This is a genomic window from Rickettsia sp. MAE-05 (assembly GCF_057319745.1).
In genome coordinates, this window is record NZ_JBLTIO010000001.1 from 251,912 (window position 1) to 265,308 (window position 13,397).

Genomic DNA, 13,397 nt, shown 5'->3' on the forward strand with positions numbered 1-13,397 from the left:
TAATTAATTTAAAATCTATTTTCTTTTCTTTACGATAAATTTTGAAGTACGTTTATTTTTACGTGTCTTCTTACCCTTTGTTGGGAATCCCCAAGGAGTAACAGGATGGCGTCCTCCTGAAGTTTTACCTTCACCACCGCCATGAGGGTGATCTACAGGATTCATTGCTACACCTCTAACATGCGGCCTCCAACCGAGCCATCTATTTCTACCTGCTTTGCCTAAATTAATGTTTTTTTGATCCGGGTTAGATATACTACCTATAGTAGCTTTACAATCTAAAGGTACTAATCTAAATTCACCTGATCTTAATTTAATCTGAGCATACCCTGAATCTTTACCCACTAGATCTACTGAAGTACCTGCAGACCTTGCAATTTGACCACCCTTACCCACTTTCATTTCAACATTATGTAAAGTAGTACCGATAGGAATGAATTTTAAAGGTAAACAATTTCCTATTTTTATATCAGCATCTTGGCTTGATATTACTCTATCACCTACAGATAATTTTTGCGGTGCTAGAATATAAGAATATTCCCCATCTTCATATTTTATCAAAGCAATAAAAGCAGTTCTATTAGGGTCATACTCTATTCTTTCAACAATAGCAGAAATATCTATTTTATTTCTTTTAAAATCAATAATACGATATAATTTTTTGTGTCCTCCACCTCTGTGCCAAGAAGTAATTCTACCTTGATTATTTCGTCCACCGGTTTTAGATATACCTTTGGTCAAAGATTTTAAAGGTCTGCCTTTCCATAAACTAGTTTTATCAACTTGAACTAACTCTCTAAGAGAAGGAGTAATTGGATTAAAGTTTTTTAAAGCCATTTATTTAATTCCTCCGGCAAAATCGATATTATGGTCTTTTTCTAATGTAACAATAGCTTTCTTTCTATTGATTTGAGTCCCTATAATTCCTTTGAATCTTTTCTTCTTACCTTTAACGTTTAAAATATTCACTTTTTTTACTTTTACTTTAAATATTTCTTCTATAGCCTTTTTAACGGTAAGTTTTTCAGCAAATTTATCTACATAAAAAGCGTATTTATTTTGTTCCGAAAGGGTTGTAGTTTTTTCTGTAATAATAGGTTTTCTAATTAAATCGTAATATTTATAAGAACTCATCTTAACCTCTCTTCTAAAACGCTCACTGCTTCTTGTGATAATAGGACATATTCATGCCGTATTATATCATAAACATTTGCCCCTATTTGTGGAACAATCACAGTATTATAAATATTTTTTGCAGCTAAAGAAAAATTAGTATCTACTTCATTTCCATCTATTACAAAGAAACTTTTTCCTTGAAATTTGCTTAATATATTTACAAGAGCAGAAGTTTTAGGCTTATCTAGCTTTAAAGAATCTATTACTAATAATTTTCCTTCAGCGAATTTCTCGGATAAAGCATGAATTAAACCAAGTTTTCGTACTTTTTTAGGTAATTTTGTTGCATGACTCCGTACTCTAGGTCCGTGAGCTACACCACCACCACGCATCTGTACCGATCTAAGGGAGCCTTGTCTTGCATTACCTGTACCTTTTTGCTTAAAAGGTTTTTTTGTGGTTCCTGATACTTCTGATACTGTTTTAGTTTTATGGTTACCGGACATTGCTTTAGCTCTCTGCCAATCAATAACCTGCTTTATTATATCATCTCTGATAAATTCAACAGCAAATATATCTTCGTTTAAGCTAATCTCACCAACTTCTTCATTAGCAAGACTTAATATTTTAGTTTTCATCTTTATTTAACCTTATACAGTCTTATATAAAACTTTTATATAAATAATATTGCATGGCGTTTTGTTAATTTAATAATCTTTAACCTCAACAAACATGTCTAAGAGGTTATCAGTAAACAAATTTTAACCGATAATTTAATTCTTTTTTGCTGTAAATTATAAGATTTTTTTGAAATATGAATAATATTCCTGCAAAAATCTTGTCAATTTTCACTAAAATAGCTCTTTAATTATTAATTAAAATTCATTTACTGATAGCCTCTAAATATCTATTATACAGTTATTGAAATCTTTTTTATTGCATCTTTTACTGAAAGATACGAATTTTTATGACCAGGTATACTACCCTGAATCATAATAAGCTTACGCTCTTTATCAACGGCAAATATTTTCAAATTTTGAATAGTAACTTGGTTACATCCCATATGACCAGCCATTTTTTTGCCTTTGAAAACCTTTCCCGGATCTTGTCTTTGCCCTGTAGAACCGTGCGAACGATGGGATATAGAAACACCGTGAGAAGCCTCAAGACCTCTAAAATTATGTCTTTTCATACTACCGGCAAACCCTTTACCTATAGTAGTTGCCGTTATATCCACAAATTGTCCTGCCGTAAAATGATCTACTTCTAGACTTGCTGCTATATCAATAAAATTCTCTTCAGAAATTCTAAATTCTTTTAATTTAGTTTTAGGAGATATTTTAGCATTAGCAAAAACTTGTTTCATAGGCTTGGTTACTCTAGATATTTTTTTATCTTTTATACCTATAACCAAAGCATTATATCCATGTTTTTCTAGAGTTTTATGCCCTACCACTTGACAATCATCAACTTTTACTAATGTCAAAGAAATTCTTTCTCCTTTATCATTAAAAACACTAGTCATCCCAATTTTTTGAGCAATTATACCGGTTCTCATTTATTCCCCACTCTCTAATTCAATCACTACATCAACACCTGCTGCTAAATCAACTTTACTTAAAGCATCAACAACCGCCGGATTCGGATCATCTATAACTAATAATCTTTTATGCTTTCTAATTTCAAATTGCTCTCTTGACTTCTTATGTACATGAGGAGACCTATTTACGGTAAATCTTTCAATTTTTCTAGGTAAAGGAATAGGACCATTAATGTTAGCAAATGTTCTTTTAACAGCACTAACTATCTCTTTTGTAGCTTGATCAAGACTACGGTGATCAAATGATTTTAAACGAATTTTGATTTTATTTTTCATTCAGTAAACCTAATATTTAAACAGCAAGATGTTTTTCAGACATCTTAAAATATAAATACCTATTATTAAAAAATAATAGGTATTTATAAAATCAATTAATTATTTATTTTAGTTACTACGCCGGCACCCACTGTTCTACCACCTTCACGTATAGAGAATTTTAACCCTTCTTTCATAGCAATCGGTTTAATTAATTCCACTGTAAAAGTAGCATTATCTCCAGGCATAACCATCTGCTTATCAGCAGGCAATTTTATTGTACCGGTAACGTCTGTCGTTCTAAAATAGAACTGCGGACGATAGTCATTAGTAAACGGTGTATGACGCCCACCTTCTTCTTTACTAAGCACATATACTTCAGCTTCAAACTTATCATGCGCCTTTATACTACCGGGTTTCGCAAGCACTTGTCCTCTTTCCACTTCTTCTCTCTTTGTACCACGTAGTAGTAGACCGACGTTATCTCCAGCTTGTCCTTCATCAAGTAATTTTCTAAACATTTCTACACCGGTACAGGTAGTTTTTTGTGTATCTTTAAGACCGACTATTTCAATTTCCTCACCTATCTTAATTATTCCAGATTCTATTCTACCGGTTACGACCGTACCTCTTCCTGAAATAGAAAACACATCTTCTATCGGCATTAAGAAAGGTTTGTCAGTTTCTCTAGTAGGCTGCGGTATATAGCTATCTACTGCATCCATTAACTCATTAACAGCTTTTTCACCTTCAGGTTTTCCTTCTAAAGCTTGAAGTGCAGAACCTTTAATAATAGGTATTTCATCACCCGGGAAACCGTATTTTGATAATAATTCCCTTACTTCCATCTCTACTAGTTCTAATAGATCAGGATCATCCACCATATCTACTTTATTTAAGAATACTACCATAGCAGGTACACCTACCTGTTTTGCTAGTAATATATGCTCTCTAGTTTGCGGCATAGGACCATCAGCAGCAGAAACTACTAATATTGCACCGTCCATCTGAGCAGCACCGGTTATCATGTTCTTTACATAGTCAGCGTGTCCCGGACAATCTACGTGTGCATAGTGTCTATTTTTAGTCTCATATTCTACGTGTGCAGTAGAAATAGTTATACCTCTTTCTTTTTCTTCAGGAGCAGCATCAATTTGATCATACGCTGTAGCTTTTGCTCCACCTGTCTTAGCAAGTACTATAGTTATTGCTGCCGTTAAGGAAGTTTTACCGTGATCTACGTGACCGATCGTACCTATATTAACGTGCGGTTTAGTTCGTTCAAATTTTGCTTTTGCCATGTTATTACTCTCTACAATTAGGTTTAATACAAGTTAATTTTTTATAAGTGCATTTTTTGCTAAATTTATTTGTTACCACTATCTCTGGAGCGGGTGATGGGAATCGAACCCACACAGCCAGCTTGGAAGGCTGGAACTCTACCATTGAGCTACACCCGCATTGTGGCACTGTTAATAAAATAATTTCAAAGCTATTTTGTTAACAATGCTATATCAATTTTATTCAGGTTTATAAATATACACAATTATGTTTTATTTTTAAATAAAATTAAACATATATACATGAATCTTTTAAAATAAAATGATACGCTTCCCTGAACCATTTAAGTGGTGGAGGGAGAAGGATTCGAACCTTCGAACGCTTACGCGGGCAGATTTACAGTCTGCTGCCATTGACCACTCGGCCACCCCTCCTAAAGAACTTTACTGTATTAAATAGACTAATTCACTGTAAAATACAATATATAATTAGTATTAGGACTTAATAAAACTTCTTGCCGAATCATCAAATAAACAAATAGCAGCTTGCACATTTATTTAGTTGTAACTTTCTATAATAAATAGTAGTTTCTGTCAAGAACAAATTACTGACGGTTTTCAATAAGATGCAAAATAAAAAACTTGATTCTAAAAATTGTTATTATATGTATGGGAAACATCCTGTATTTTCTGCTCTAAATAATCCAAAACGTCAAATTGAAAATATTTTATGCACTAGGGAAATTTTTGATACAAACAAAAAATTAATAGGTACTAGATCTTATGAAATTGTTAATAACGATATTTTATCTAAATTACTGGAAAACCAAACACATCAAGGAATAGCTGCAAAAGTTAGACCAATTTTTTCTTACAATCTAGAGGACGTAGATATAAAAAACCCAAAATGTAAAATTGCGATTCTTGATCAAATAACAGACACACAAAATATTGGAGCAATTATTCGTAGTGCCGCTGCTTTTGATATAAATGCTATAATATTACCTCAAGATAATTCTCCGAATGAAAGCGGCAGCATTGCTAAAGCGGCTTGCGGTACTTTAGAATTAATACCTATAATTAAAGTTACTAACTTACGCTCATGTATGAATTATCTTAAAAAACACGGCTTTTGGATTATAGGTCTAACAGGTTCTGCAAATGACTACTTTACCGATAAATTAATTTCCGACAAAATGGTATTAGTATTTGGCTCAGAAGATAAAGGCATGCGAAGATTAGTCGAAGAAACATGTGATTATTTAGCCAAAATCCCTATTTCTAAGAGAGTAGAAAGTCTTAATGTATCAAATGCCGCTTCTATAATTTTTCATTCATTACATAAATAATATTTTTAATAAATCAAATATTGTTTTTTATTTACTTCGATATAAATATTTAGTCTACTAAAATTAAAGTCATAAACTTTTATTATATCAATTAATTTGAGAGAAAAGTCATGAAAAGGGGACCAAATGAACAAATTATCGAGAGTTTTGAAAAACAATTAGACATATTTATAAATGAACTTACAGAAGAAGAGATAACAACGGCTGGTCGTGCCTCCGTATTGCAGTTTAGAGTAAATAGTCTATAATCCTCAAACAGTAATAAGAGAGAATTATAGTTAAGGAGTTATGGCAAAAATAGATGTTAAGTGTAGATATTGTAACAACACAGAAGAAGTAATAAAGTCAGGATATTCAATTTCAAAACAACAGAGATATCAATGCAAGCGGTGTAATCGATATTTTCAATTGGAGTATATTAATAATGCATCTAAGCCTGGAGTTAAGGAGCAAATAGTAGAAATGTCAATCAACGGCTCTGGAGTTAGAGATACAGTAAGAGTATTAAAAGTGGGTATCAATACAGTTATCCGTGTTTTAAAAAAATCTAGTATTAAAAACAATAAATCATTCTATCAGTACAACAAAAGTAATTATTGCTCCTGAGATAGATGAACAATGGTCTTATGTACAGAATAAATCCAGACAACGATGGCTTTGGTATGCCTTGGATAAGATTTCGTTAAAAGTAGTTGCTTATACGTTTGGTACAAGATGTGATAGCACATTAGAATCATTACTGAAAAAACTAGAGAATTTCAAGGTGACTTTTTACTATACAGATGGATGGGGGAGTTATGCTAGGTTATTAGACCCTAAAAAGCATATTATCAGTAAAAAATACACTCAACGGATAGAACGAAGTAACTTGAACCTTAGAACGAGATGCAAGAGGCTTGCACGTAAGACAATCTGCTTTTCCAAGTCATTGGATATTCATGATAAGGTTATTGGTACTCTTATTGAACGTATAGCTTTTTAATAGGCGTAACTGCAATATGGAGGCATGACCACAACGGCTATATTAAATAATTTTTTTGATAAAGTGATCAATAACCTCAAGAATGAAAGATTAATTAATGATACTATATTTGATATATATCAAGGTAAAGCAGTAATTACTAAACCTATATATTCCGATTATATAGAATCTTCTGAACCTAAATATAACGAACATTGGCAAAAATTTTATAGTTTTAATCGTAATCTTATGATAGAAAGCACATTAATATTTATTGCTAAGAATCTAAAAAAAGCTTCTTTAACAGACAAATTATATTATAGCTTTGCTAAATTAGCCCAGCAATTAGATTTGAATGTAGTAAGTGATCATTTTATGAAAAAAATAGATAATTATATAACATTTAACAATTTATGAAAAATTACAGAACCGAAAGCGATTCTTTTGGAGAAATTCAGATAGAAGAAAAATTTTATTGGGGGGCTCAAACTCAAAGATCTTTAGAAAATTTTAAAATAGGCAAACAAAAAATGCCTGAAATTTTAATTCGTGCTCTTGCTATTTTAAAAAAATGTGCAGCACAGGTTAATTATGAGTTTGGTGATTTAGAAGCTAAAATAGCTACAAGTATCGATAAAGCCACGGATAGAATCTTAGAAGGTGAATTTGAGGATAATTTTCCTTTAGTAGTTTGGCAAACAGGTTCAGGTACACAAACAAACATGAATATGAACGAGGTTATTGCCTCTATTGCTAATGAAGAATTAACAAGCAAGAAAGGAGGTAAATCTCCAGTACATCCTAACGATCATGTTAATAAAGGACAATCATCCAACGACTCTTTTCCAACCGCTATGCATATAGCAACAACACTTGCAACTAAACAGCAACTTATACCGGCTTTGAATAATTTACTTACCTCTTTGCAAGACAAGTCAAAAGATTGGGATAAAATCATAAAAATAGGACGTACCCACTTGCAGGATGCAACTCCTTTAACTCTTAAACAGGAATTCTCCGGATATATTACACAAATAGAGTATGCTTTAGAACGCATAGAAGATGCACTAAAAAAAGTTTATCTACTTGCTCAAGGTGGAACGGCAGTCGGCACAGCTATTAACTCAAAAATAGGCTTTGATATAAAATTTGCCGAGAAAGTGGCAGAGTTTACTAAACAACCTTTTAAAACGGCTCCTAATAAATTTGAAAGTCTAGCTGCCCATGACGCACTAGTAGAATTTTCAGGAACTCTTAATACTATAGCAGTTAGCTTAATGAAAATAGCAAATGATATAAGACTGCTCGGCTCCGGTCCAAGATGCGGTCTTGGTGAGCTGCATTTACCTGAGAATGAACCCGGCTCTTCGATTATGCCAGGTAAAGTAAACCCTACCCAAGTCGAAGCTTTAACAATGGTATGCAGTCAGGTGATGGGAAATCATGTTACAGTTACTATTGCCGGCTCAAACGGACATCTTGAACTTAACGTATTTAAACCTGTAATAATATACAATATCCTACAATCTATAGAGCTGTTATCCGATAGCGTAAATAGCTTTGTTACTCACTGTGTTAAAGGATTAGAACCCAATATAGCACGCATTAATGATTTACGTGATAAATCTCTAATGCTTGTTACGGCTCTTAATCCGCATATAGGCTATGATAATGCTGCAAAAATTGCTAAAGAAGCACATAAGCACGGAATAACTTTAAAAGAAGCAGCTAAAAAACTCAATCTTTTATCCGAAGAAGAATTTGATAAAATAGTAGTTCCTGAAAAAATGATTGGTCAATCTTAGGTTTGATATAAAAATATAAATTTAAACTATTAATATTGCTGTACAAAATCTTATAAATAGGCTAATATTAAATTAGTCTATTTATTATATTACCTATGTGAAACAAATTTATCTAATCAAATTAACCTACTAGAAGCAAAAACTCATTTTTCCGATCTAATACAACGTGTACAAGACGGCGAACAAATTACTATTTGTAAGCATAATACACCGGTTGCCGTGCTTTCACCAATCACACACAGACCAAAAATAGAAAATGTAGTGGAAAAATTTGCTGAATTTAGTAAGGGTAAAACATTAGCACCTTATACTATTAAAGAGCTTAGAGATGAAGGCAGAAGATGAATAATCGCTCTTTTATACTAGACTGCTCTGTAGCTATAACATGGTGTTTTGAAGATGAAAAAAATGAACATTCAAAATTTGTATTAAATTATTGTATGAAACATGGAGCTACAGTACCGTATCTTTGGAAACTTGAAATAACTAATACTCTATTAGTATCAGAAAAACGTAATAGATTACAGGTCGTGCCTCCGTATTGCAGTTTAGAGTAAATAGTCTATAATCCTCAAACAGTAATAAGAGAGAATTATAGTTAAGGAGTTATGGCAAAAATAGATGTTAAGTGTAGATATTGTAACAACACAGAAGAAGTAATAAAGTCAGGATATTCAATTTCAAAACAACAGAGATATCAATGCAAGCGGTGTAATCGATATTTTCAATTGGAGTATATTAATAATGCATCTAAGCCTGGAGTTAAGGAGCAAATAGTAGAAATGTCAATCAACGGCTCTGGAGTTAGAGATACAGTAAGAGTATTAAAAGTGGGTATCAATACAGTTATCCGTGTTTTAAAAAAATCTAGTATTAAAAACAATAAATCATTCTATCAGTACAACAAAAGTAATTATTGCTCCTGAGATAGATGAACAATGGTCTTATGTACAGAATAAATCCAGACAACGATGGCTTTGGTATGCCTTGGATAAGATTTCGTTAAAAGTAGTTGCTTATACGTTTGGTACAAGATGTGATAGCACATTAGAATCATTACTGAAAAAACTAGAGAATTTCAAGGTGACTTTTTACTATACAGATGGATGGGGGAGCTATGCTAGGTTATTAGACCCTAAAAAGCATATTATCAGTAAAAAATACACTCAACGGATAGAACGAAGTAACTTGAACCTTAGAACGAGATGCAAGAGGCTTGCACGTAAGACAATCTGCTTTTCCAAGTCATTGGATATTCATGATAAGGTTATTGGTACTCTTATTGAACGTATAGCTTTTTAATAGGCGTAACTGCAATATGGAGGCATGACCAGATTACATATAGCCGATACAGTTAAATTTATAGATTTATATAATTCTCTGCCTCTTAACATATCAAATTTTAATTTTTCCATAAATGAAATTACACAAAGTGCAAGAGCCAATAATCTTACTTCATACGATGCAACTTATTTGTTAACTGCCATGCATGAAGGGCTTCCTATAGCCACTAACGATAAAGCATTAATAAAAAAAGCATGTCATAATAACGGTGTTCCGCTATTAAAAGAAAACTTATTTTAAACTTTTCATAAAATACTGTGGAAATTTTTAGGCTGTGTGAAGAAAAATTTAATTATTTATATTTTTAGATATTTTTGAGCGAAAATTAATAAGATTTTTGCAGCAAATAGCTGTTCCTATTTCAAAAAAATCTTATAATTTGCAACCAAAAAGAACAAAAATATATTAATTAAATTTTTCTTCACACAGCCTTAATCTTTTATTATACTTAAACATTAATTATATAAAATAAAAGAGTATCATGGTTTTAAATATAAAAGCTCCTGAAAATATAGTATTAAAGCCGACCATTACGGTTTTCGGCATTGGGGGTGCAGGTAGTAATGCAGTAAATAATATGATTAGTGCTAATCTGCAAGGTGCTAATTTTGTAGTAGCTAATACTGATGCACAATCGCTTGAACATTCTTTATGCACTAACAAAATACAACTCGGTGTTTCTACGACTAGAGGTCTTGGAGCAGGAGCTTCTCCTGAGGTTGGAGCACTTGCTGCTCAAGAATCAGAAAGCGAAATTCGTAGTTACCTAGAAAATAGCAATATGGTATTTATTACGGCAGGTATGGGCGGCGGTACAGGTACCGGTTCTGCACCGGTTATTGCACGCATTGCTAAAGAACTAGGCATCCTTACGGTTGGGGTAGTAACTAAACCTTTCCATTTTGAAGGCGGTCATCGTATGAAAACTGCCGATAAAGGACTTATTGAATTACAGCAATTCGTTGATACTTTAATTGTAATACCGAACCAAAATCTATTCCGTATTGCTAATGAACAAACGACGTTTGCCGATGCTTTCAAAATGGCAGATGACGTATTACATGCAGGCGTTAGAGGAGTAACAGATTTAATGATTATGCCAGGACTTATTAATCTTGATTTTGCTGACATTAAAGCAGTAATGAGCGAAATGGGTAAAGCAATGATGGGTACGGGTGAAGCTAGCGGCGAAGATAGAGCTATTAAAGCGGCAGAATCTGCAATTTCAAATCCGCTGCTAGATCATAGCTCAATGTGCGGTGCAAGAGGTGTATTAATCAATATTACCGGCGGTTCTGACATGACCTTATTTGAAGTTGACAACGCTGCTAATAGAATTAGAGAAGAAGTAGATAATCTTGATGCTAATATTATTTTCGGTTCAACATTTAATCCGGAACTAAAAGGAATTATCAGAGTATCGGTTGTTGCTACCGGTATTGATGCCGATAAAGTACCGACATATAAACCCGCAATAGCTGAAACTACCAATATAGTTCCTGAAGAAACTTATAATGAAGCTATAGTACAACCTACACAAATAGAAGAAATTCCTGATTTTAACAGCTATAGTACCGAAAATATTGAAATTACCGACTCTCCAATAAATCAAAATTTTATCGGAAATGAAAAAGAGCTAGGGCTACATGCAAATAGTTTCAACAAATCTGAAGATGACTCACCAAAACCATCATTTTTAGGAAAAATATGGGGTTCTCTGCGTGCTTCAAATAATCAAACTTTAGAACGCAAAAACATTATTGTTAATACTCTAGATCAAGATAATAAAGAGTCTGATATTCATGACATACCGGCTTTTTTAAGAAAGAAACGGGATTAGATTAGAAAATGAATATAATTTCAGAACAGCATAAAAAAGAATTATTAGAAATAACTAAAAATTTTCCTGCAGATATTGCATCACTAATAGATTATTTAGAAGAGAAATTACAAAATAAAATTGAATCTTATGGTCGTGCCTCCGTATTGCAGTTTAGAGTAAATAGTCTATAATCCTCAAACAGTAATAAGAGAGAATTATAGTTAAGGAGTTATGGCAAAAATAGATGTTAAGTGTAGATATTGTAACAACACAGAAGAAGTAATAAAGTCAGGATATTCAATTTCAAAACAACAGAGATATCAATGCAAGCGGTGTAATCGATATTTTCAATTGGAGTATATTAATAATGCATCTAAGCCTGGAGTTAAGGAGCAAATAGTAGAAATGTCAATCAACGGCTCTGGAGTTAGAGATACAGTAAGAGTATTAAAAGTGGGTATCAATACAGTTATCCGTGTTTTAAAAAAATCTAGTATTAAAAACAATAAATCATTCTATCAGTACAACAAAAGTAATTATTGCTCCTGAGATAGATGAACAATGGTCTTATGTACAGAATAAATCCAGACAACGATGGCTTTGGTATGCCTTGGATAAGATTTCGTTAAAAGTAGTTGCTTATACGTTTGGTACAAGATGTGATAGCACATTAGAATCATTACTGGGTCATGCCTCCATATTGCAGTTACGCCTATTAAAAAGCTATACGTTCAATAAGAGTACCAATAACCTTATCATGAATATCCAATGACTTGGAAAAGCAGATTGTCTTACGTGCAAGCCTCTTGCATCTCGTTCTAAGGTTCAAGTTACTTCGTTCTATCCGTTGAGTGTATTTTTTACTGATAATATGCTTTTTAGGGTCTAATAACCTAGCATAACTCCCCCATCCATCTGTATAGTAAAAAGTCACCTTGAAATTCTCTAGTTTTTTCAGTAATGATTCTAATGTGCTATCACATCTTGTACCAAACGTATAAGCAACTACTTTTAACGAAATCTTATCCAAGGCATACCAAAGCCATCGTTGTCTGGATTTATTCTGTACATAAGACCATTGTTCATCTATCTCAGGAGCAATAATTACTTCTGTTGTACTGATAGAATGATTTATTGTTTTTAATACTAGATTTTTTTAAAACACGGATAACTGTATTGATACCCACTTTTAATACTCTTACTGTATCTCTAACTCCAGAGCCGTTGATTGACATTTCTACTATTTGCTCCTTAACTCCAGGCTTAGATGCATTATTAATATACTCCAATTGAAAATATCGATTACACCGCTTGCATTGATATCTCTGTTGTTTTGAAATTGAATATCCTGACTTTATTACTTCTTCTGTGTTGTTACAATATCTACACTTAACATCTATTTTTGCCATAACTCCTTAACTATAATTCTCTCTTATTACTGTTTGAGGATTATAGACTATTTACTCTAAACTGCAATACGGAGGCACGACCTTTTCTTGTAGTAAATTTTTTAGGCATAATAATCTAGCAGTAGTTAGTAATATATTAAAATAATAACTTATTTTAATAAAATCAACGATAAATTAAAAAGTTGCTATGGTACTGTTAACAAAATAGCTTTAAAATTATTTTGTTAACAGTGCCATACAACAATCTCCAAGATAAATACAAATATATTAGACTTCTTGCATAACGTAGCTAATAAGGAGGAATTTGTAGGATACACGGAAGTGCTTGCCACTGCAGCGTACACTTTAGTACGTGAGGATGCGAGTACCGGATCGACGTACAAATTACCCTTAGAAGCAAGTTATGCAAGAAGTCTATTGTCAAAATAGTACTATCAAGTTATTATGGTTAACAAA

The 13,397-nt window shown here is 32.6% G+C and carries 18 protein-coding genes, 2 tRNA genes and 3 pseudogenes; 14 read left to right on the top strand and 9 right to left on the bottom strand.

What is annotated here, in order from left to right:
* Positions 1–15: 15 nt before the first annotated feature.
* The 8 genes from rplB to ACNFN7_RS01520 form a co-directional block, all read right to left on the bottom strand.
* Positions 16–837 carry a 50S ribosomal protein L2 gene (gene rplB / locus ACNFN7_RS01485; protein ID WP_017442486.1) on the bottom strand — a complete coding sequence of 274 codons (822 nt, stop codon included), beginning with the start codon at positions 835–837 and terminating at the stop codon, positions 16–18.
* Positions 838–1,134 carry a 50S ribosomal protein L23 gene (gene rplW, locus ACNFN7_RS01490; protein WP_011270632.1) on the bottom strand — a complete coding sequence of 99 codons (297 nt, stop codon included), beginning with the start codon at positions 1,132–1,134 and terminating at the stop codon, positions 838–840.
* Positions 1,131–1,754: a 50S ribosomal protein L4 gene (gene rplD, locus ACNFN7_RS01495; RefSeq protein WP_266264628.1), complete on the bottom strand. Its 624-nt coding sequence runs from the start codon at positions 1,752–1,754 to the stop codon at positions 1,131–1,133. Before rplD ends, rplW begins: the two co-directional genes overlap by 4 nt.
* A 272-nt stretch (positions 1,755–2,026) precedes the next feature.
* The gene (rplC, locus tag ACNFN7_RS01500) at positions 2,027–2,674 is read right to left on the bottom strand and encodes a 50S ribosomal protein L3 (RefSeq protein WP_218461021.1); all 648 of its coding nucleotides are present in this window, start codon (positions 2,672–2,674) and stop codon (positions 2,027–2,029) included.
* The gene (gene rpsJ, locus ACNFN7_RS01505; protein ID WP_011270629.1) at positions 2,675–2,992 is read right to left on the bottom strand and encodes a 30S ribosomal protein S10; all 318 of its coding nucleotides are present in this window, start codon (positions 2,990–2,992) and stop codon (positions 2,675–2,677) included. It abuts the gene before it with no gap.
* Between the two features lie 95 nt (positions 2,993–3,087).
* A complete protein-coding gene (gene tuf / locus ACNFN7_RS01510) occupies positions 3,088–4,272 on the bottom strand; it encodes an elongation factor Tu (RefSeq protein WP_485440558.1) in 1,185 nt (394 codons plus the stop codon).
* Between the two features lie 85 nt (positions 4,273–4,357).
* A tRNA-Gly gene (locus tag ACNFN7_RS01515) sits at positions 4,358–4,431 on the bottom strand.
* A gap of 169 nt (positions 4,432–4,600) precedes the next feature.
* Positions 4,601–4,686 (bottom strand) — tRNA-Tyr (locus ACNFN7_RS01520).
* A gap of 191 nt (positions 4,687–4,877) precedes the next feature.
* On the opposite strand from ACNFN7_RS01520, the gene rlmB reads away from it, so the two are divergent.
* From rlmB to ACNFN7_RS01585, 13 genes and pseudogenes are all read left to right on the top strand, one after another.
* Entirely contained in the window at positions 4,878–5,600 is a 723-nt protein-coding gene (rlmB, locus tag ACNFN7_RS01525) for a 23S rRNA (guanosine(2251)-2'-O)-methyltransferase RlmB (protein ID WP_485440559.1), read from the top strand.
* 110 nt (positions 5,601–5,710) lie between these two features.
* Positions 5,711–5,848, top strand: a complete 138-nt coding sequence (locus ACNFN7_RS01530) for a hypothetical protein (protein WP_485440889.1) — start codon at positions 5,711–5,713, stop codon at positions 5,846–5,848.
* 40 nt (positions 5,849–5,888) lie between these two features.
* A protein-coding gene (locus ACNFN7_RS01535) for an IS1 family transposase (RefSeq protein WP_485440526.1) occupies positions 5,889–6,582 on the top strand; the annotation gives its coding sequence in 2 pieces (ribosomal slippage) (positions 5,889–6,175 and positions 6,174–6,582; 696 coding nt in all).
* A 30-nt stretch (positions 6,583–6,612) separates the two neighbouring features.
* Positions 6,613–6,978: pseudogene (locus ACNFN7_RS01540) on the top strand (hypothetical protein); the annotation flags it as partial.
* Complete coding sequence (fumC, locus tag ACNFN7_RS01545; protein WP_485440560.1) at positions 6,975–8,366, top strand: class II fumarate hydratase; 1,392 nt, start codon at positions 6,975–6,977, stop codon at positions 8,364–8,366. The pseudogene ACNFN7_RS01540 and the gene fumC, both read left to right, overlap by 4 nt.
* A gap of 66 nt (positions 8,367–8,432) precedes the next feature.
* Positions 8,433–8,711: a type II toxin-antitoxin system Phd/YefM family antitoxin gene (locus ACNFN7_RS01550; RefSeq protein WP_485440865.1), complete on the top strand. Its 279-nt coding sequence runs from the start codon at positions 8,433–8,435 to the stop codon at positions 8,709–8,711.
* Positions 8,708–8,923 carry a type II toxin-antitoxin system VapC family toxin gene (locus ACNFN7_RS01555; RefSeq protein ID WP_485440561.1) on the top strand — a complete coding sequence of 72 codons (216 nt, stop codon included), beginning with the start codon at positions 8,708–8,710 and terminating at the stop codon, positions 8,921–8,923. Before ACNFN7_RS01550 ends, ACNFN7_RS01555 begins: the two co-directional genes overlap by 4 nt.
* A gap of 51 nt (positions 8,924–8,974) precedes the next feature.
* Positions 8,975–9,668, top strand: a protein-coding gene (locus ACNFN7_RS01560; protein ID WP_485440526.1) for an IS1 family transposase whose coding sequence is annotated in 2 segments (ribosomal slippage) — positions 8,975–9,261 and positions 9,260–9,668 — 696 coding nt in all. Because the reading frame shifts where the segments join, the coding sequence is not laid out codon by codon here.
* A 24-nt stretch (positions 9,669–9,692) separates the two neighbouring features.
* The gene (locus tag ACNFN7_RS01565; RefSeq protein WP_485440562.1) at positions 9,693–9,950 is read left to right on the top strand and encodes a type II toxin-antitoxin system VapC family toxin; all 258 of its coding nucleotides are present in this window, start codon (positions 9,693–9,695) and stop codon (positions 9,948–9,950) included.
* Between the two features lie 241 nt (positions 9,951–10,191).
* Positions 10,192–11,550, top strand: coding sequence for a cell division protein FtsZ (ftsZ, locus tag ACNFN7_RS01570; protein ID WP_485440563.1), 1,359 nt, complete (start codon positions 10,192–10,194; stop codon positions 11,548–11,550).
* 8 nt (positions 11,551–11,558) lie between these two features.
* Positions 11,559–11,723 (top strand): hypothetical protein, encoded by a 165-nt coding sequence (locus ACNFN7_RS01575; protein WP_485440564.1) that lies wholly within the window; start codon positions 11,559–11,561, stop codon positions 11,721–11,723.
* A 40-nt stretch (positions 11,724–11,763) separates the two neighbouring features.
* The gene (locus ACNFN7_RS01580; protein ID WP_485440565.1) at positions 11,764–12,081 is read left to right on the top strand and encodes an IS1-like element transposase; all 318 of its coding nucleotides are present in this window, start codon (positions 11,764–11,766) and stop codon (positions 12,079–12,081) included.
* A gap of 1 nt (position 12,082) precedes the next feature.
* On the top strand, positions 12,083–12,304 hold the full coding sequence (locus tag ACNFN7_RS01585; protein ID WP_485440866.1) for an IS1 family transposase: 222 nt from the start codon (positions 12,083–12,085) through the stop codon (positions 12,302–12,304).
* Here ACNFN7_RS01585 and ACNFN7_RS01590 read toward each other — a convergent pair.
* A pseudogene (locus tag ACNFN7_RS01590) lies at positions 12,248–12,941 on the bottom strand (IS1 family transposase). The gene ACNFN7_RS01585 and the pseudogene ACNFN7_RS01590 sit on opposite strands and share 57 nt — an antisense overlap.
* 243 nt (positions 12,942–13,184) lie before the next feature.
* Between ACNFN7_RS01590 and ACNFN7_RS01595 the strand changes: the two are divergent.
* Positions 13,185–13,361, top strand: a pseudogene (locus ACNFN7_RS01595) (palindromic element RPE1 domain-containing protein); the annotation flags it as partial.
* Positions 13,362–13,397: the final 36 nt, after the last annotated feature.